The organism is Psychrobacillus lasiicapitis (assembly GCF_006861795.1).
In the GTDB taxonomy this organism is placed as follows: domain Bacteria; phylum Bacillota; class Bacilli; order Bacillales_A; family Planococcaceae; genus Psychrobacillus; species Psychrobacillus lasiicapitis.
Genome location: NZ_VDGH01000010.1, coordinates 63,982 through 83,269 on the forward strand (window position 1 = coordinate 63,982; position 19,288 = coordinate 83,269).

Below are 19,288 nucleotides of genomic sequence, written 5' to 3' on the forward strand. Positions count from 1 at the left end.
AGAAGGTTTTTGGAGGTCTATTTGTCATGCACAAAATAGTATATCATAAGATTAATAGTAATTTTAAAGAAAAATATTGACATCCTATTAGCTGGTTTAGTTAATTAAGACCATCCTTTCGATGGTCTATTTTTATGTCCAAAATATCAAGTAATTCTCAGAAGTCCATTGTGAAATGTTGCACTTAAACTAACGGGGCAGTTGTGCGGCCGAGCCTAGGTCGTATCATATAGCGGGTGGGATTCCCGTCGAGAAAGAACTAGCCATTCACTCGTAGCGAGTCTTGGAGGGCTAATGGTAACATTAGCCTTTAAGCGTAGACAGTTAGGTGGCGGGCCGAAAGCCAAATGGTTGAAGGGATTGAGCTCCATAATGTTAGTAAATCGAGAGGGCTGATGCCTTAACTGCGGTAGAAAGCTACATTTTATTCTTCGATATAGGCAAGAAGGATAAAACCTCTCTGGGGTCAGAGACCTTGGCACGTCACACATTGATATGATACGGCAACTCGGGAGACCCTACCGGTCTCTTCTTATAGAAGAGTATGGTGTACAAGTGATAATAAGCAAGGAAACCAAATGCCGTTGTAGGGAGTCGGATAGCAGCGTAGTACCAATGAAGTTGGGTAATGCCGATGGAGGAAAGGCTGCTACCAAGTTATCACCCTTACTAGGGACACATTTACTACACTCGGAGGTAGGAATACTAAATGGAAACAAAACTATTAAGGATAGCTGAATTAGCAAAATCTGATCCCAAAATGAAATTTACATCTATTGTACATTTACTAAATAAGCAATCTCTAGTTCAATGTCATCTTGAATTACCTAATAAGAAGGCAACTGGGATTAATGGCACAACTAAAGAGCAATACAGTGAAACACTAGAGGAAAATATAGAGGACTTAGTAAGTAGGCTTAAAAGTAAAAGCTATCATCCTGTTCCCGTAAGGAGAATGTATATTCCTAAGCTTAACTCCAACAAGAAAAGACCATTGGGGTTACCGGAACATGAAGATAAGATTGTACAGAAAGGCATTACCAAAATACTAAATGCCATCTATGAAAATGATTTTCTAGACTGCTCTTTTGGGTTCCGCCCAAATCGTAACTGCCACGATGCTTTGAAAATATTAAATCATTATATTGAAAAGAAATCAGTAAATTATATAGTAGATGTAGATATTAAAGGGTTCTTTGACAACGTTGACCACATATGGATGATGGAGTTCTTAAAACTGCGAATTACTGACCCTAACTTACTAAGAATAATTGGTAGGTTTCTTAAAGGTGGATACATGGAGGAAGGAAAGAAATACAAGACTGATAAAGGCACACCGCAAGGTGGGGTCATATCTCCGGTACTCGCCAATCTATACCTTCATTATGTCCTGGACCTGTGGTTTGAGAAGGAAGTCAGAAAACAGTGTGAAGGACATGCATACATAGTTAGATATGCCGATGATTTTGTGTGTTGCTTCCAATATAAGAGCGAAGCTCAGGAATTCTTTCAATCATTAAAGTTGAGATTACAGAAGTTTAACTTAGAAATAGCGGAGGATAAAACCAAAATTATTCCCTTCGGGAGATTTGCGGAGAAAGACGCAAAACTAAAGGGAAATCGAAAACCTGAAACTTTTGATTTCCTAGGTTTTACACACTACTGTGGAAAGAGTAAATCTGGATACTTTCGTGTGAAACGGAAATCAAGCAGGAAAAAGCTACAAGGTAAACTAAAGGAATCGAAGGAATGGATAAAGAAGAACCGAAATAATGATATTCATATGATAATGGATAGATTTAAACGCTCGCTTGTAGGTTATTACAACTACTATTGCATCACGGATAACACTCCAAGTGTTCACCAATTTAAAGACAAAATCCAATATCTACTGTTTAAATGGCTCAACAGAAGAAGTCAAAGAAAATCCTTTACTTGGGATAAATTCAATCTCTTTCTTCATAAATATCCGTTACCGTCACCAAGAATTAAGGTGAATATATACGAATTAAGAAAAGAGATTAGCTATATCTTGTGAATGATGATTTGGAGGAGCCGTGTGCGTAAATAGCGCAAGCACGGTTCTGTGAGGGGGGAAGAACACAATCTACCGCAAGGTAGAGAGGTTCTCTTCTACTCGACTAGTTGAAGAAGGAAGAGCAGGTGTTTTTAGCTTCATGAAAGACTATCGGGGAAGGTTAGTTGAATAAGATAAGGGGGAGTTTTAATGTTGATTGACAAAAAAATGTAACATTTGTACTGTTTTTGAATGGATTATTTCTGTAGCAGTTCCTTCCTCTAAATTGAGTCAGATTGAAAAGGCTCTTATTGTTATTACTTCATTATTTTTAAAAGCTAAAGTATTAAAGTTAACTTTCTTTTAAAATTAAATCCTCTCTATGTTGTTTCAGGTAGGGTTTAAATACCACTTAACATGTCTATAATATATAAGCTAGAATAGATTTCTTTTTGGGGAAAATCTGAATATCTTAGCTCTAGTTATGTTCAAATATCAAAACCTACTCAGCGATATTATCAGACTAAATGTAAGGAGGAATTACTTTATGTTTATAGCAAATACGGCTACCCCATATTATGCAGTTATTTTTACCTCTCAAAGAACCGAAGAGGATAAAAAAAATTATATGAAAGCAGCTGAATTGATGATTGAATTTGCCTCAAAACAAGAGGGGTTTCTAGGAGTAGATAGGACCTGCGATTTAGAGGGATTAGAAATAACCGTATCCTACTGGGTCTCTTTAGAAGCCATTAAGCAATGGAAAGAAAATGATTCTCACAGAAAGGTTAAAGAAAAAGGTAAACAAGATTGGTACTCTTCTTACTCAACTAGGATTTGTAAAGTTGAAAGAGAATATTCAAACATTTAAAAGGATTTGCTTCATGTATAAACATGAAGCTTTTTTTGTAGGTATGATTTGTCTATAATGGTAAAGAGTCAAATCGTTATTTGTAATTAATAATGAAACGTTTTAGAATATATGACTGTATTTAGAAGTGGTTTTTTTAACTTTCTTATATATTTTAAATACATTCACTTTTTAAACTTTGCTAAATCTTTCTTATTTTTCTGCTGCTAGATTTTACAGTCTTATGGTAAAAAAATAAAAAGAGACAACGTGCCATAAGAATTAATTTTAATTCTTGAATTGGATTGGGTGTTTCTTAGCATCCATTTTTATTCATATGCCCCCTTGCTCTTCAAAATGAAGTTGACAGTAATTTTGTTTAAGGAATCTGCAGTTAATGGATAGTCATTTAATTGTTCGGGTTTTATCCTATCATGAAAAAGTACATTTTTCAGATTATAGACATCTGCATCTTTATCAATACCTTTTAGATAGGTTGTTCTAATTTCTTTTTCTATCTGTTTTGATACTAACTCTTGAATTTTTTTTAGAGACAATTGGTCTTCCAAATCTATTAAAGTACCTTCAGCTTCAACATTTATATTAAAGTGAAAATCATTTCCTTTTCTAATCAAATCAACTTTTGCAGATGGTTTCATTATTCTTACTGTACCTTTTATTTCATCCCCTATGACAATATCAACTGGTGTGCTTTGAGTTTGAGTTTGTGTCCATCTGAGGCCAGCAATCTCCTCATAAGATAACCACTCCTTATATGTTCCATTGCTAACTGGAAACGCACCATTTATTTGTAATACTTTTTTTGATTTTGGTTCTTCAACCGATTGCTTCCAGTCTGTTTCATTAATAGTTAGAGAAGGTAGCAAGGCAGTTCCCCCTGGTTCTTTATACTCAGAGATAAACCTATGCATACGCATCGGTTCAATATATGAATAAATTTTATACATATCGTTTGGTTTATACAAAATCGTATATAATGGAGGCAATTGAAAGAAACCTGTAGTACTAAGTATTTCTTCGATGGATTCCGTTGTTCCAAACATCCATGGAGTATAACGAAAATCACCGTGTTTTATTAAGGATTGCTCCACGTTCTCTATTCCTTTTTTTAAAACGGACTCTGAATAGATAATTGCTCCTACATGTGACCAGTTCACCTGTTGTTGTGTTGTTCGATATAAATTATAGACAGCATCATTTATATTTTTACCTGATGATTTACCGATGTACAAAGTAGCGGGTTGTGAGACTTTACTGACTTCTTGCTTAGCTACATTAGAAAAATCAAGCATTTGTACATAAATAATATAGTTTTCATCTTTATAGTCAATTCCTAATGTAGTAATATAATCTACTTCACCAATTTCTTTCTCATCCCAACATCCTGTTAGGAATAATAAGATGAAGCATATTATTAAAATTTTTGATTGTTTCATTTTTTTCCATCCCCCTGTCTGTCCTTATCAATAGGGTTAAGTATTGATGCACGTTCATTCTGTTTAACTACAGGTCGCTTAAGAACTGATTTAAAGAAATCTCTTTTCACAAACGGAGATACTGGACTTAAATAAGGCAATCCAAATGATTCGAGTTTAGCGAGATAACCAAGAACTGCATAAAGGCTTATGAAAAACCCAAACATTCCAAAGACTGATGAAAGAAGTATAGAAGAAAATCTCAAAATGGAAACAGTTCCATATATCGCCTGGTTCCCAAGGGTGAAAGTTGCAACTGTCGTAAGCGAAGAGATTACCAACATGGTTGGAGAAGTGATTCCAGCTTGAATTGCAGCATTACCCACGATCAGCCCACCAACAACCGCAACAGTTTGTCCAACTGCTTTAGGCAGTCGAACACCCGCTTCACGAAACAGTTCAAATAATATGAGCATTAATAGCATTTCAAAGGTTGCATTAAACGGGATACCTAGTCTAGATGAAGCTACTGAAGCTAGTAATGGAAATGGAATTTGATCTGCATTAAAAGATGATAAAGCCACCCAGAAAGATGGAAGAAAAAGAGCTATTATAAGTCCAAACAATCTAAGAATCAATTCAAAGGTTCCATAGTAATAAGGAGTATGTTCATCCTCAGCAGTTTTAAGTAATAATCCGAGATTAGCTGGACCTAAAAGCACATTCGGAGAATTATCCATAAAAATAGCAAATCTGCCTACAGCTAAACTACTGACAACACCATCAGGACGAGATGTTGCTTTTAATAAAGGAAAAAGTGAATAATTGTTGTCACCAAGAATCCCTAATAATTGATTGTCGCCATTTAAGAAATCGATATCAATATTATTCAATCGATCAGTAACTTCTTTAATCATTTTTTTATTTTGTATATCCGTTAGATAGACTAGTTTTACTTGCGTTTGACTTCTTTCACCTATAACAAAGGTAGTGGTAACAAGGGATTTCGATTTAATTCGTTTCCGAACTAATGCAATGTTTGTACCTATGTCTTCGACAAATGCATCCCTTGGTCCTCGTACGGATACTTCTGAATTGGATTCTTCTGGGGAACGCTTTGGTGGATTGGATGTATTAAAGAAATAGATGGTTTCCTCTATAACAATTGCTGTAAATCCATTAAATACTTTTTCTAGCAGAGTTACACCAACCTTCTCTTCCTTTTTAGACCAATGCATTTGCTTTGAAGAATTTAAGTATGCAATCCCTTTAAGACCATTGTTATAGTACTTATTTTGAATATCTGGGAGGATATTATCTAGTAAAACATTATTATCAATTAAACCATTGCAGTATATAACTAGCATAGCTTGCTTCTCTTTAGGACTAAATAGATATTGCTTCTCGATGGTTATATCCGACGAATTATTGAAGAGACTAGTTAAATATTCTTCATTTGTTTGTTCATTATTCAACCTGGGTACTCCTCCTGTTCTTGGAAAATTTAATTAATAATGCAATAAAGAGAGTAATAAACACCCCAATTACACTGGAGATAATATAATAATAACGACTTAAAAAGATTAAAAAAACCTCATTTGATATAGGAGCTATAATGACCAGTAGGTAAATGATACAAATAAATACTTGTATATTAACGCGCTGCTTTTTCTTTTTAATGTCAAAGACTTCTGTAATTAAATACAAAATAATTGCTAAATGAATAAAATTACCAGATGTCCATTGATAAATCGATAAAAAATCTAGATGATTAAAATATGTTCCAATCCCCAAGATTCTCCATTGAAAGAAAGAGGGATATCTAAGTTTTGATGCTTCTTCTACACCAAATATTGCAATTGTGCCAAGCAGTGGTCCAACCGTCAATATGGCCAAAAATGTAGTAAGAACAATAAAATGTTTGAATTTTAATTTTTGTGTAACTTGGTGCTGAAGAATTATTATTAAAAAAATTTCGATTATTGAACTAAAGACAATGAATGCACCATGAAATACCTCTTGCCATCCATTCTCCACAAGTACCGGGGTAACAAGATGGTAATTTTTATCAGGAATAGTGCCAATTGCTACAAATATGCCGAATATTAAAACAAATGGAAGTAAGACACCTGCACAAATGGCAATGACATTTAGTTTTTCATATGAAATGTAGAGGGAGCAAGCTAACAAAAACAGAGCTATAAAAATAGTAGGTGTATTGAACAAAAATGTTTCTTCAGTCCACATAACTGTTTCTTTTAAGGTAATCCAACCTGTTATTAGGAGGTAAACTACTATAAAAATAGCTATAATCCGACTTAGCAATGGAGAATACTTGGATGATAACCATTCAAATAGAGATATCGATTGGAAGTGCCTTGTTACGTAGAGCAATAACAGTGAAAAGACAAGGATAAATGCATAACCAATAATAACGCTGATCCATGCATCACGACCTGAAGCGTTAATTAATATAGGAGTAACGATTACATGATTGCTTAAACCAGTACCTAACAGGATGATAGTGAAGAGCTGTGAAATGGTGATCTTTGTCATTTGATATCCTCCAGTAGGGTAATATTATCATGCTACTACTATCGCCAAACTTTCTTTATTCTAAAAGTAAACTCTACGAGGTTATTTTGAAGCAAAGTTGGCTGAGAAGATCAATTTAGTGCATTTGCTGTGATGGAATTATTAAAAATAAATCGAAAGCCATTTGATAACCACCTTATATATGAGATGAATGGTACGGATTGGTGAATCTAACAATTTTGTAGTATTAAACTTAAAGCGAATGAGATTACATTAGATTAGAATGGAATGAATTCACAGACGATGTTTAGTTTATTGGAGGGGAGAATCAGGATTAACATACTTTCTAAAACTTCATACTCAACTCCCATGAAAATTAAAATCTTCGATTTAGAGAAAAAGGCAATACTAAATCAGACGCAGCTCATTTATTTTTTAAAAAATGCAGCGCCTAAATGGGGATCAAATTATGGGTTGGATTAGGAGGCACTTGGTTCAGTTATTGTAACGTTGTATCCTAAGTTCTCAAGTCTTCGAACAGAATATCGTACAATGGATTGTTCTTTTTGCTTGTCAAAGTAATCCTCTCCTAAATCTACGTACATCTCTTTGCGAGTTAAGAGATAATAGGAGATTCTTAAAATGGCATGAGCGACAGATATTCCTGCCCTTTTTTTACCCTTTCTTGATGCAGTACGCCTATACAGGGCTCCCAAATAGGTTTTGGATCCTCTGACAGAGTGAGCTGCTTCAATTAATGCCGATTTCAAGTACTTGTTTCCTTTTTTCATGTTGCTTGATTTTCTCTTGCCCGCACTCTCATTATGTCCAGGTACTAATCCTGCCCAGGAACACAAGTGCGCCGAACTGGGGAATTGCTTCTCGACATCCGTACCGACTTCGGCTAAGATTTGTTCGGCCATTCGAGTGGCGATGCCGGGAATGGAATCCAATCGCTCAATATCTTCTTGGTGGGGGGATAATCTAGTAGCCACCTCTTCGTTTAACAGTTCAATCTGCTTCCCATTCATTATATTTCGTTGTTATTGATGAAATAAACCAATTTTCTCTAAATGGTTCTAGATTCTTTTCCACAATAATAATCTTCTCCCCACTTACCAAATTCTGCGTAGATGTCTCTACATCGTATTTAACGGTATACCGCATTTTGGATTCGCTAAGCTTTTCTTCGTTGGTAAAACGAAAGTTATTAACCGAAGGGCTTGACTGCCCTGTTATCCAGCGAGTTTCCTCAAATTTACTCCTTGTTTTTTCTTGAAGCGAAGGGGACAACATCGTATATTGAATGGCCCACTTCGATTATTCACGCCTAATATCCAAAATTCAACTGCTTGTTTCGGTTCACCTACGCGCAGACCACCTATAAAAGACTCTAACTGGAGTTCTAAAGGGGTGTATTGTCTTACTTTAGTAGATTTTTCCTCAAAAAAGGGAGGAGAATCGTTCAGTTGTGCATTTACTGTTCTATAATCCACCCCACAAATTAGTATACTAAATAAAACCAATAGAAGAAGTTTACTTTTATCCAATTTCATCATCCTAAATTATATTTAAGTTTAGTTTATCCTGTTCAGTTAGAATTATTCCTTTTTAAACTAACCTCCCGTTAATTTGAGCATTTCTTCACAATCTTTATAGTGATATTAACAGAAATGCCCGATAAAAATTCATCTAACCTCTAAGAAATCTAATTTAGGAAAAATGATTTTAATCAAACTTTATTTCAAATAATCGATCTTTATTATAAATAATCAATCTTTTTTACAAATCTACATTCATCGTGATCTAAATGCTCCTCATCGTTCCATATGCAGGCGGGTAATAGCCTATCTTCTATCTCTTTCATCATTTCATCAGATAAATACCTATGAAATACGTAACTAGCTATACGAATTTCAACTTCTGTTGGAATTATTCAGATGTCCCCACCAATCCATGACGTTCTCTCATAGAAACTTCCCCATCAACTAGAATCTTATATGAATCGTGAACGATTCGATCAAGAATGGCATCAGCTATTTGTGCTTGTCCTAGTTTCGAGTGCCATCCTTCTGGCGAAAATTGAGAACAGAAGATAGTCGACGCCCTCTTTAACCGTGACTCCACGATTTCCAGCACATGAAGTATATTTTCCTCTGAAAGCTCGGTTAATAACCACTCATCTAGGATTAGTAAATCAATCTTTTTGTATTTTTGAATTATCTTTCGGAAGCTGCCATCTGCTTCAAACTTTGCCACAGCTAATTCATCTAGTAATTCTGGTAGTCTAATATATTTCACTTTATAAGATTGACGACATGCATGGACACCAAAGGCATTTGCTATCCACGTCTTTCCGTTTCCTGACGCCCCCATTAAAATGATATTATGGTGATTTTGGATGTAATTTCCCGTTGCTAATTCTAATATCAGGTTCTTGTCTAACTTACGATCAGGATGATATTCTATATCTTCAATGGCTGCCGTTGGTTCGTTGAATGTTGCTTGTTTAATTAATCGTTCAAGCCTATTTGATTTACGTCTGTCATACTCAAAGTCTACTAAAAGGTTGAATCTATCATCAAAATCCATGCTTTTGTAATCTTTATTCTGGCATTGTTGCTGATATAATTCTGCCATTGCACCCATTTTCATTTCATTTAATTTACGTAAAGTTTCTTCGTTCATCATTTATCATCCCTCCCAAAGTAACTAGCTCCGCGCACAAATCCATAGTCATCAGCGTTGGTGTGATTTTTACTATCGGTTTTCTGATTTTGTTTTCGCTTTTTATTTCTTTCTAGTATGCTTTTCAAAACAGAAACCGTTGGGTTTGTAGAGATTTCAAGTAGTGTTTCTGCTGCTTTTTCCATTTCACTGTTTGTATATCTTGTAGCTAAATTCCTTAGCGTGCTGAGGATACTTAATGACTTTTTCTCCACATTCATTTCCAAGATAGAAGAGACAAATTGGAGTGTAGATGGTCCAATCGTTTCCGCCCACTTTCGATTGTTTTCAGGATTATGTTCTAAATATGATCGGTGATTATCAGGCATATGGTCTGTGTTTGTAGAAAACTGTCCAATTTCACCATATAACCGTTTGTGGGATGCAATTCGGACTTCTTTGAAGTAAACTTCAATTAAATCCGTGGTTTGTCTTATATCGACATTCTCCCGGACGTAATCATATGGAACGGAATAATACATTCTTTCAACCTGGATGTGGTAGTTCAGTTGAACTTTTGCTGTTTTCCATTCCGCAAGTTTATAACGTGTTTGAGGAAGCTGTTGAAAGTGGGATTTCTCTTCTTCCTCATACACCTTTTTACGCGAGCCCGGTCGCTTTTGAAAATTGATTGTATTGATTTCTTCTAGACTTTTAAAGATTTGCTTATTCAGATCATCAATATAGAAACATTGATAGTTTCTTAGTGCAGCTATAATCTGCCGGGAAATGTACCCAACAGTCCCTTCAACACTTGGTTTGTCTTTGGGTTTACGGACACGGCTTGGGACAATGACTGTATGATAATAATCTGCGAGTTCACGATAAGCCTCATTCAGAACCGGTTCTCCCCGAAGCGCCTTTGTAACACCTGTTTTCAAATTGTCCGGAACCAAGGTTTCTGGAACACCTTCAAAGTACTCAAATGCATGGATATGAGCGATAAGCCAATTAGCTGATTTCATATCTAAAAACGCTTCAACGTAGCTGTATTGACTATAGGGCAAGGTAGCGATAAAGACATAAGCCGGAATTGATTCTCCTGTTGAACGATCTATAATCTGCAGTGTCGATCCAGCCCAGTCCACCTCCATGATTTGACCTGGTTTTCTTCGAATAGGCATCGTTAACTTATACTTCTTCGCGTATTTCCCATAGCTTTCACAAAAAGTCCGATAAGCATAGGGGATCTTTCCACTTTCACGTGCTTCAGTCGCATACTCATGATGCAATAAAGTCAAAGTGACGTTCTTTTTTTGTAACTCCTTATGCACTTTTTCCCAATCAACCGGGAAGTACCCTTTCTCAACAGCTTGCTTCTCTGGAAAGAGAAACGATTCTAACCAGGGACTAGTCATCTCATCGTTCAAACTCTCTAGACCAAGCTTCTTGGTGCATTGAACGACATCCGAAACTGTATTTCTTGAGTGGCCAGTACTAGAACTAATGGTTCTTTGACTGACTCCTTCAAAATAAAGTTCCAAAATCTTGCGACAGTTAATCATAAAAAAAACCTCCTGTACATTAATGTCATGCGAGTTCGCATGCAAATTAAGTATACAAGAGGCTATTCTTTATTCTATTCATAGTGGCTCCCTGCACCGCAATTGATGGCTCTTTTATCCGCACTTACTGGCTCAAAACTCCACATAAGTGGCTCTATTCATCCGCAATAATCAACTTAGTTCTGTTACATTAAACTCACATTTAAACCTTTTTAACAAATTCAGATTTTAATTTCATCGCTCCAAAACCATCAATTTTACAATCAATATCATGGTCTCCATCAACTAAACGGATATCTTTCACTTTTGTACCGATTTTTACAACTGATGACGTTCCTTTTACTTTAAGATCTTTGATGACTGTTACAGAATCACCATCGTTTAAGACATTTCCATTTGCATCTTTGATAACCTTAGTATCTTCACTATTTTCTGCTTCCGGGTCTAAAGTCCACTCATGGGCACATTCTGGACAAACAAAAAGATTTCCGTCTTCGTATGTGTACTCTGAATTACATTTTGGACAATTTGGTAAATTAGACATATTTTTATTCCCTCCACCCGTTATCATTCGTTTGAATAGATAGCAGTATTTTTCAATTACTTTTTTGCAAATTTATAAGACTAGTAGTTACAAACTTTAATTTTGGGAAGCGTTTCTTATCTGTTTCCCAAGCACCTATTTTTATCTCATATCTTTTAATTTCTTAATAATCATATTTGGTGTCGCCCATTCATCACGGTCAAAGTCAGAAATAGACACGTCGATGTCTAAACCGTTCTTGAAATTCTACTAATATAAAACTTTGTATGTGAAGTGAAATTTTAAAAATCTAATGCATTTGCCTTATTCTTTATTGTATTTACTTCCTGGGATTGCTGAGAAAGTTGAGTACATTCATGAAAAGCGAAATGCTTACATCCTATACATTTTTTCGGATTCAAATGCTCTAAAGCACAATTAATTGCATCTCCTGTATGAGAAAAAAAGTTTTCTTCCCCAATTTCAACGTACAATCCATTCTTGTCTAGAGTTGTTTTTAACTCAGGTTGAATTCCTGAAATGAGAAGTATGCCACCTTGTTTTTTGTAATACTGAACAATATTCCTAAAGTAAGACTCTCCTGTCGTATCAATAAAAGGAACTTTTCCCATACGTAAAATTAAAACTTTGGGTTTATAATGAATGGTCGCTAAAATATTTTGTTCAAATGTTTGAGCAGCCCCAAAGAATAATGGACCTTCTATTGTGTAAATACTAATTTGTGGGCAATCATGAGCTTTATTTACCACATGTGGTAACAATTTTTCATTCTTTTTTGTATGATCAGGGAGCACTTTAGATATGACAAGCATATTACTCATACGTTTTGTAAACAAAATAATAGCTAAAATAAGACCGATTTCCACAGCTGTTGTCAAGCTTGTAAATACAGTGAGTAAAAATGTTACAAGTAATACAAGAGAATCCCCTGTCTTCATTTTTAGTATGTGAACAAAGTGTTTTTGTTCGCTCATATTCCAAGCTACCACCATTAAAATGGGAGCCATACTAGCAAGTGGAATATGTGAAGCATATGGAGCTAACAGAAGAAGCGTGAATAATACAAATCCCCCATGTATAACACCCGACATCGGAGATACAGCTCCATTTTTGATATTAGTTGCTGTTCGAGCAATCGCTCCAGTTGCAGGAATCCCTCCAAATAACGGTGTAATAATATTAGCAATTCCCTGACCAATAAGCTCTTTGTTACTGTTATGTTTACTATTAGTCATACCATCTGCCACGACAGCGGACAAAAGAGATTCGATACCACCCAACATTGCAATAACAAATGCAGGACCAATTAACTGTTTTATGCGCTCTAATGTGATTACCGGTATGTCAAACTGAGGAAGTGTATTTGGAATCGTACCATATGCTGTACCGATAGTAGGTACATGCCCTGAGAAGAATACAGTTGCAATTACAGTTGAGATAACAACACCTACTAATGAACCTGGTACTTTCGGTAAAATTTTTGGTGTTATAAGTATAACAAAAAAGCAAATCAAAGCAGTTATAACACTGTAAAAATTGACAGTACCAATATGAGTGAAGATTTCCTTTAGGTTTGCTATAAATTCCTCATGCTTTTTTATACCTGTTAGACCTAAAAGACTAGCAATTTGTCCCGTAAAGATAATGACAGCAATACCTGACGTAAAGCCAATTGTTACAGGACGTGGAATAAACTTAATTAAAGACCCTAGTTTAAAAATCCCCATAAGGCATAAGATAATTCCAGCCATTAAACCAGCAAGTAGTAAATTTTCATACCCATAGGTAATTACAATTCCTAAAAGAATTGGAACGAAAGCACCTGTAGGCCCTCCAATTTGATACTTCGAACCACCAAATAGCGAAATAAGTATCCCGGCAATACAGGCTGTATAAATCCCATACTCCGGTTTAACACCAGAGGCTATAGCAAAAGACATAGCAAGTGGAATCGCGACAACTCCAACAATCATTCCAGAAAGAAGATCCTTTTGAAAATGTCCAAATGAATATCCTTCAAATCTTCCCGTAAATAACTCTTTCATTCCAAACCCTTCTTTTCTATTTTTATTGAATCTTACTTCTTCTGAAGAATATTTTCTTTTGATAATTTTGAATTACAAATGCAGTTTTCATACTTTTATACAAAAGCTCTCTATCTCATTACAAGAGAGTATCAGCCTAATATTGGTTATACGTTTTGCTTAAATGCCGCTCTAATTTACCTATATCTCCACCTTCTTGTTAACCTCCGCTAGAAGCTCTCCGGCTCGACTATCTAACTTCTTCGTATCTATAAACGATGTAATCCATACCTTATCTGGAGTAATATCTCTGCGGAACATTTGTCCTGGGATTTCATTCCATAAACGATTCCATTCATCTAATACTCCTACTTGATCAAATAAAAAACCTTGAATCCCACATAACCAAGCTGTACAAGCTGTATTTCTTTTTTGACATCCAACTCCATCTTGTAAATGTTGACATGAAAAACAACAGGAATTTCCACTTTTAATACAAACCTTACAAACATAATGGGCTCCTATTGAGCGAAATATTTCCATTCCATGTTGGATGATATCTTCTTTCTTAACCTCAATTTTCAACCTAACCCTCCTTAACTATCGATTCACCTTCTGTTTCATTTAGTTCTTCTAACATTGAAATCGTGTCGATTAAATGGTTGTTAAAAATTTTCCGTGCAATTACCAGTAAATTCATAATCATAGGATCCCGAAGAGAATATAAAACTCGTTTTCCATCTTTGGTGCCGACAACAATATTTTTAGCACGTAGTACACTTAACTGTTGAGAAACAGCAGAGCCTTCCTTATTAAGAATGCTCTGGATTTCATTTACACTTTTTTCACCCTCTGACAATAATTCGAGAATATGTATTCGCAAGGGATGTGATAAGGCTTTAAAAAAATCAGCCTTAAATTTTTGCATTTCGTCTCCCATTTTAACGCCTCCATTACTTATCCTTGATTTTAAGAAATCTATATGTATCATATACATCTTCAAATTTTTGAATATATATATAATACATATAGAACTTACAATTTTCAATACAAATTTTGAAACGTAAAAAAAAACCATAAACGACCGTTTTTGATATGGTAAGTGAACTTCTCTAAAAACCTCAAAAACTATTTAAATACATAACCAAAAATATAACCAAAATCTAAATACCAATATATCTATCTCTACCCCCTTTTTGGTATAGTTAAGGCATTAATAAGGGGGGATTCTTGTTGAAATTTGGATATCCACGTGTCAGTACACAAGATCAGTCATTATCGTTACAACTTGATGCATTGGCTCACTACGGAGTGGACCAGACTTTTGAAGAAAAAGAATCAGGTAAGAAAAAAAAACGACCACAGTTAGATAACCTTCTTAAAGTTTTACGTAAAAGCGACACGGTGGTTGTCTATAAATTAGATCGTATCAGTCGTAGTACCAAACATTTAATTGAGCTTATGGAACATTTTGAAGCAAAGGGAATTCATTTTGTCTCCATTCAAGACAAGGTTGACACAACAACTGCTATGGGACGTTTCTTTTTCAGAATGTTGGCCAGCATAGCAGAATTAGAACGTGATATTATCAGTGAACGAACGAAAGATGGATTGACGGCTGCTAGAGCTATGGGAAGAAACGGAGGAAGACCGAAGGTTGATTTAAAGAAAATAGAACTTGCTATAAAAATGTATGAAAGCAAAGATTACTCGTTATCTCAAATAAAGACGGCAACAGGGATTGGAGCGACAACGTTATATCGTTATCTAAAAAAGAAAAAGATATCTAGCGAGGAGTTGTAGCATAAGAGGGAAAGAATTACTGACTGGAGATCAAAGAACGGAATTTGTACGAATTCCAGATGATATGAGCGAAAGTGAACTAGAAACTTACTATACTTTTTCACAATATGACCTTGAAATTATTAAACGACACAGAAGAGATCATAATCGCTTAGGCTTTGCTATTCAATTATGTGTTCTAAGCTATCCTGGATGGTCCCTTTCAGATGTTGGGCTTATTCCAGATTACATAATCGAATACATAGCTAGACAGATAAATGCCAACTAAACATGAGCATATGGAAGAAATCCGTCAAGTATATGGTTATCAGAATTTCTCCTTAGGGAATTATCGCAAGGTAGCTCAGTTTCTTGTAAATCATGCCTTGCAAAATGGAAATTCAATGTATCTTCTTCGTACAGCACAAGAAGAACTACGTAATCAGAAAATTATCCTCCCTGGTATGACTACTATAGAAAGGCTTGTTTGGGAAACTCGTCAACGAGCTGAGGAAAGGATTTTTAAATCATTAACTTGTACTCTTTCCAAATGGCAAAAACAAAAGTTAGATAAACTTATAGATCCCTTTGTAGACAATAGAAAAACCCCTTTAGCATGGCTGAGGGAACTTCCCGGCCAATCTTCACCTGAAGCCTTTTTAAAAGTAATAAAGCGCTTAGAATAAATTCGAGATTTAAAATTAGAAATAAATACAGAACAAATCCATCCCAATCGGTTACTTCAATTATCTCGAATTGGAGCACGGTATGAACCACACTCATTTCGAAGGTTTAAAGAAAAGAAGAAATATGCAATTCTGGTTGCCTATCTAGTAACACTAAGCCAAGATCTAATTGACCAAGCAATTGAAATTCATTATCGACAAATGATGATTTTACAATCAAAGGGCCGTAAAACACAAGAGGAAATGCAAAAAGAAAATGGAAAAGCAGTGAATGAAAAAGTCGTGTATTTTGCAGATATTGGTGCAGCACTTATTCAAGCAAGAAATGAAGGGCTTGATCCATTTAATGCTATTGAAATGATTATGCCATGGGATAAAATTGTTTCTTCCGTCGAAGAAGCACAAAAATTAGCCCGACCGATGGATTACGATTATCTAGATTTGTTAGAAAATCGTTTTTCTTACCTAAGAAAATATACTCCTACTTTTCTTAAATCTTTTGAATTTCGTTCTACACAAGGTACAGAGCCACTATTGCAAGCCTTGAAGACCCTAAATGAAATGAATGAATCTGGTAAAAGGAAAATTCCAAATGATGCCCCAGTAGATTTTATTCCTAAGCGTTGGAAGAAGCATGTTTATGGTGAAGATGGAGTAATTAATCGACACTATTTTGAGATGGCTGCACTAACAGAGTTAAAAAATCATATTCGATCAGGCGATATATCTGTAGTCGGTAGTAGACTTCATAAAGATTTTGAAGAGTATCTTGTTCCTAGAGAAGAGTGGACAACAACTCGTCTCACGGAAACTAAACTAGCCGTTCATTCATAGGCAGATGAATATCTTGAGGAAAGAAGAAAGTCATTAGCTCAACGCCTTACATGGGTTTCAAATAATCTTGATTCTCTGGAAGGAGTAAATATCGAAAAGGCTAAGATCCGAGTGGATCGTTTGGAGAAGAATACACCCGAAGAAGTAAGAGCGTTTAGCCTGTCTTTATATAATATGTTGCCGAGAATAAAGCTCACTGATCTTTTAATGGAGGTAGCACACTGGACAGGATTTGACGAAATGTTGATACATGCCTCAACCAATCGTCCACCAAAGGGAGAGGAAAAAGTAGTTCTCATGGCTGCTCTCATGGCAATGGGAACTAACATAGGACTTACTAAAATGGCAGAAGCCACACCAGGAGTTACCTATCATCAAATGGCTAATGCAGCGCAGTGGCGTTTATTGATGATGCTATAAGTCGTGCACAAGCGACATTAGTAAATTTTCAACATAAGCTTAAACTAGCTTTATATTGGGGAGATGGAAGTACCTCTTCTTCTGATGGAATGCGTGTACAGGTTGGTGTTTCATCGTTACATGCCAATGCCAATCCACACTATGGGTCTGGAAAAGGAGCAACCATTTATCGATTTACTAGTGATCAATTTTCAACTTTTTATACGGAAGTCATTAATACCAATGCTCGTGATGCTGTACACGTTATTGATGGATTACTTCATCATGAGACAGATTTAAATATTGAAGAGCATTTTACAGACACAGCTGGCTACGCCGACTCAGTATTTGGATTGAGTCATTTACTAGGATTTCGTTTTGCACCAAGGCTACGTGATTTAGCTGACTCTAAGCTATTCACCATCCAAACGCAAACGCCAAATGAATTCCCCAAATTAGAAAATATACTCCGTGGTCGTATTAATACTAAAATGATTCAAGAAAATTTCGATGACGTATTACGTGTAGCTCATTCTATTCGAGAAGGAAAAGTGTCCGGTTCACTTATTTTGGATTACATATCTAACGAAACACTACGCCGTCGAATTCAACGTGGACTAAATAAAGGGGAAGCCATGAATGGGTTAGCGCGAGCCTTATTCTTTGGAAAACGGGGTGAGTTACGTGAACGAGGATTACAAGACCAACTACAACGGGCAAGTGCTTTAAACATTCTAATTAACGCTATTAGCGTATGGAATACCGTTTATCTTACAGAAGCAACAAAATTAATGAAGGAAAAGGGGAATTTGAGAGAAGATTTACTTAAACATATTTCCCCGTCAGGGTGGGAACATATTAATTTTCTTGGTGAATACAACTTTGATGCAAATAAAGTAGCAAGTTTACATTCACTACGCCCTCTTATTCAATAATACTAAAGGCCGATGATTCCTTAGCGTAGGGAAAATCGGCTTTTTTCCTCCCAAAATTCTCTTAGCGTATGTTTTCCGCGTTTTGTTGGTAGGACTCCAATAATAGTAGTTACCTATTTTTTTATTTTTTCATATTTAAATAAGCAAGTGACCTTTCGGGTTAATGATGTAAGCCATTAATCCTAAAGGTCTCTTTTTAATTGGTATAGAAATAAGTGATAGGTGAAACAAAGAATAAAGGAGGAAAAATAAAAGTAAGAAAAAATTGGATGAAATGAGATTGAATTTTAGAAAAGGGGGTTAAATTTTCATCATTAAATTTACGGTTTAATTAATTTAAACATAAAACTATTAATATTATTGATATTAATAGCTTTATAACAATATTTAAATTAATAAAGATATGAAACTCACCAAACAGTATCAAGAAGTGAAAGATCAAGGACTTCAAATACTAGCAGTAAATATAGGAGAATCCGATTTTGTCGTACAAAAATATATTGATCGAAAAGGCTTAACTTTTCCAGTTTTAATTGATGACAATAAAAGTGTAATGGAAACCTATTATATTAACCCTTTGCCAACTACTATTCTTATTAACCCAGAAGGGAAAATAGAGAAAATAATCACAGGCGAGATGAGTGAAGAAAGCATTAAGCGTTATATGAAGCAAATAATGCCTATCTAAAATGCGATTTCATATAAACTATTTAGATTTTTTAGTGAGAAGGTGCAAATGTTCTAATGAATAGAATTTCGACAAAGTTAACAGCCTACTTTTTCATTGCTGTACTGATTATGGAGACATTTCTTATTTTTTATCTTCACCAAAATATTATTCACACAAGAATTGAGGATGAATTCTCCTTATTGTTGAAAAATGGATCAAATCACAGGGAAGTACTTGTAGAATACTATTCTGACACAACGATGAAACATATCGTATTGATGGAAAAAGGGGGAGATAGAGAAGTAGTTATTACGGATAAAAAAAGGTGAAATCATAAGTAGCTC

16 protein-coding genes and 3 pseudogenes are annotated in these 19,288 nt (G+C 35.2%); 7 read left to right on the forward strand and 12 right to left on the reverse strand.

What is annotated here, in order from left to right:
* The first annotated feature begins 709 nt into the window (after nucleotides 1–709).
* From ltrA to FG382_RS16570, 3 genes are all read left to right on the forward strand, one after another.
* Nucleotides 710–2,038 carry a group II intron reverse transcriptase/maturase gene (gene ltrA / locus FG382_RS16565; RefSeq protein WP_142540006.1) on the forward strand — a complete coding sequence of 443 codons (1,329 nt, stop codon included), beginning with the start codon at nucleotides 710–712 and terminating at the stop codon, nucleotides 2,036–2,038.
* Between the two features lie 196 nt (nucleotides 2,039–2,234).
* Nucleotides 2,235–2,384 carry a hypothetical protein gene (locus FG382_RS22720; RefSeq protein ID WP_170206557.1) on the forward strand — a complete coding sequence of 50 codons (150 nt, stop codon included), beginning with the start codon at nucleotides 2,235–2,237 and terminating at the stop codon, nucleotides 2,382–2,384.
* 180 nt (nucleotides 2,385–2,564) lie between these two features.
* Entirely contained in the window at nucleotides 2,565–2,888 is a 324-nt protein-coding gene (locus FG382_RS16570; protein ID WP_142540007.1) for an antibiotic biosynthesis monooxygenase family protein, read from the forward strand.
* A 308-nt stretch (nucleotides 2,889–3,196) separates the two neighbouring features.
* On the opposite strand, the gene FG382_RS16575 is transcribed toward FG382_RS16570, so the two are convergent.
* The 12 genes and pseudogenes from FG382_RS16575 to FG382_RS16630 all read right to left on the reverse strand — a co-directional run bounded on the left by FG382_RS16575 (nucleotide 3,197) and on the right by FG382_RS16630 (nucleotide 14,578).
* Nucleotides 3,197–4,324, reverse strand: coding sequence for a Ger(x)C family spore germination protein (locus FG382_RS16575; protein WP_142540008.1), 1,128 nt, complete (start codon nucleotides 4,322–4,324; stop codon nucleotides 3,197–3,199).
* Nucleotides 4,321–5,778, reverse strand: a complete 1,458-nt coding sequence (locus FG382_RS16580) for a spore germination protein (RefSeq protein WP_142540009.1) — start codon at nucleotides 5,776–5,778, stop codon at nucleotides 4,321–4,323. Before FG382_RS16580 ends, FG382_RS16575 begins: the two co-directional genes overlap by 4 nt.
* Nucleotides 5,771–6,859 carry an endospore germination permease gene (locus FG382_RS16585; protein ID WP_142540010.1) on the reverse strand — a complete coding sequence of 363 codons (1,089 nt, stop codon included), beginning with the start codon at nucleotides 6,857–6,859 and terminating at the stop codon, nucleotides 5,771–5,773. The genes FG382_RS16580 and FG382_RS16585 overlap by 8 nt, the downstream gene beginning before the upstream one ends.
* 458 nt (nucleotides 6,860–7,317) lie before the next feature.
* Nucleotides 7,318–7,869 carry a transposase gene (locus tag FG382_RS16590; RefSeq protein WP_229677435.1) on the reverse strand — a complete coding sequence of 184 codons (552 nt, stop codon included), beginning with the start codon at nucleotides 7,867–7,869 and terminating at the stop codon, nucleotides 7,318–7,320.
* A 204-nt stretch (nucleotides 7,870–8,073) separates the two neighbouring features.
* Nucleotides 8,074–8,388 (reverse strand): hypothetical protein, encoded by a 315-nt coding sequence (locus FG382_RS16595; RefSeq protein WP_142540011.1) that lies wholly within the window; start codon nucleotides 8,386–8,388, stop codon nucleotides 8,074–8,076.
* A 382-nt stretch (nucleotides 8,389–8,770) separates the two neighbouring features.
* Complete coding sequence (gene istB, locus FG382_RS16600) at nucleotides 8,771–9,529, reverse strand: IS21-like element helper ATPase IstB (RefSeq protein ID WP_142540012.1); 759 nt, start codon at nucleotides 9,527–9,529, stop codon at nucleotides 8,771–8,773.
* Nucleotides 9,526–11,070 carry an IS21 family transposase gene (gene istA / locus FG382_RS16605; RefSeq protein ID WP_142540013.1) on the reverse strand — a complete coding sequence of 515 codons (1,545 nt, stop codon included), beginning with the start codon at nucleotides 11,068–11,070 and terminating at the stop codon, nucleotides 9,526–9,528. The genes istB and istA overlap by 4 nt, the downstream gene beginning before the upstream one ends.
* A 202-nt stretch (nucleotides 11,071–11,272) precedes the next feature.
* Nucleotides 11,273–11,614 (reverse strand): zinc ribbon domain-containing protein YjdM, encoded by a 342-nt coding sequence (locus FG382_RS16610; RefSeq protein WP_142540014.1) that lies wholly within the window; start codon nucleotides 11,612–11,614, stop codon nucleotides 11,273–11,275.
* Between the two features lie 141 nt (nucleotides 11,615–11,755).
* Nucleotides 11,756–11,870, reverse strand: a pseudogene (locus FG382_RS16615) (acyl carrier protein); the annotation flags it as partial.
* 25 nt (nucleotides 11,871–11,895) lie between these two features.
* Nucleotides 11,896–13,659 (reverse strand): SulP family inorganic anion transporter, encoded by a 1,764-nt coding sequence (locus FG382_RS16620; RefSeq protein ID WP_142540015.1) that lies wholly within the window; start codon nucleotides 13,657–13,659, stop codon nucleotides 11,896–11,898.
* Between the two features lie 136 nt (nucleotides 13,660–13,795).
* Nucleotides 13,796–14,223: pseudogene (locus FG382_RS16625) on the reverse strand (DNA mismatch repair protein).
* 1 nt (nucleotide 14,224) lies between these two features.
* Complete coding sequence (locus FG382_RS16630; RefSeq protein WP_142540016.1) at nucleotides 14,225–14,578, reverse strand: ArsR/SmtB family transcription factor; 354 nt, start codon at nucleotides 14,576–14,578, stop codon at nucleotides 14,225–14,227.
* A 293-nt stretch (nucleotides 14,579–14,871) separates the two neighbouring features.
* On the opposite strand from FG382_RS16630, the gene FG382_RS16635 reads away from it, so the two are divergent.
* The 4 genes and pseudogenes from FG382_RS16635 to FG382_RS23265 all read left to right on the forward strand — a co-directional run bounded on the left by FG382_RS16635 (nucleotide 14,872) and on the right by FG382_RS23265 (nucleotide 19,273).
* Nucleotides 14,872–15,441 (forward strand): recombinase family protein, encoded by a 570-nt coding sequence (locus FG382_RS16635; RefSeq protein ID WP_142540017.1) that lies wholly within the window; start codon nucleotides 14,872–14,874, stop codon nucleotides 15,439–15,441.
* A 1-nt stretch (nucleotide 15,442) separates the two neighbouring features.
* A pseudogene (locus tag FG382_RS16640) lies at nucleotides 15,443–18,274 on the forward strand (Tn3 family transposase).
* Between the two features lie 403 nt (nucleotides 18,275–18,677).
* Nucleotides 18,678–18,962 carry a redoxin domain-containing protein gene (locus FG382_RS16645; protein ID WP_142540018.1) on the forward strand — a complete coding sequence of 95 codons (285 nt, stop codon included), beginning with the start codon at nucleotides 18,678–18,680 and terminating at the stop codon, nucleotides 18,960–18,962.
* A gap of 56 nt (nucleotides 18,963–19,018) precedes the next feature.
* On the forward strand, nucleotides 19,019–19,273 hold the full coding sequence (locus FG382_RS23265; RefSeq protein WP_229677433.1) for a hypothetical protein: 255 nt from the start codon (nucleotides 19,019–19,021) through the stop codon (nucleotides 19,271–19,273).
* Nucleotides 19,274–19,288 lie beyond the last annotated feature (15 nt).

Coding starts and splice junctions, on each gene's coding strand:
- FG382_RS16645 (WP_142540018.1), top strand. CDS start 18,678: ATGAAACTCACCAAACAGTATCAAGAAGTGAAAGATCAAGGACTTCAA.
- ltrA (WP_142540006.1), top strand. CDS start 710: ATGGAAACAAAACTATTAAGGATAGCTGAATTAGCAAAATCTGATCCC.
- FG382_RS16630 (WP_142540016.1), bottom strand. CDS start 14,578: ATGGGAGACGAAATGCAAAAATTTAAGGCTGATTTTTTTAAAGCCTTA.
- FG382_RS16590 (WP_229677435.1), bottom strand. CDS start 7,869: ATGAATGGGAAGCAGATTGAACTGTTAAACGAAGAGGTGGCTACTAGA.
- FG382_RS16575 (WP_142540008.1), bottom strand. CDS start 4,324: ATGAAACAATCAAAAATTTTAATAATATGCTTCATCTTATTATTCCTA.
- FG382_RS16620 (WP_142540015.1), bottom strand. CDS start 13,659: ATGAAAGAGTTATTTACGGGAAGATTTGAAGGATATTCATTTGGACAT.
- FG382_RS23265 (WP_229677433.1), top strand. CDS start 19,019: ATGAATAGAATTTCGACAAAGTTAACAGCCTACTTTTTCATTGCTGTA.
- FG382_RS16585 (WP_142540010.1), bottom strand. CDS start 6,859: ATGACAAAGATCACCATTTCACAGCTCTTCACTATCATCCTGTTAGGT.
- istB (WP_142540012.1), bottom strand. CDS start 9,529: ATGATGAACGAAGAAACTTTACGTAAATTAAATGAAATGAAAATGGGT.
- FG382_RS16610 (WP_142540014.1), bottom strand. CDS start 11,614: ATGTCTAATTTACCAAATTGTCCAAAATGTAATTCAGAGTACACATAC.
- FG382_RS16570 (WP_142540007.1), top strand. CDS start 2,565: ATGTTTATAGCAAATACGGCTACCCCATATTATGCAGTTATTTTTACC.
- istA (WP_142540013.1), bottom strand. CDS start 11,070: ATGATTAACTGTCGCAAGATTTTGGAACTTTATTTTGAAGGAGTCAGT.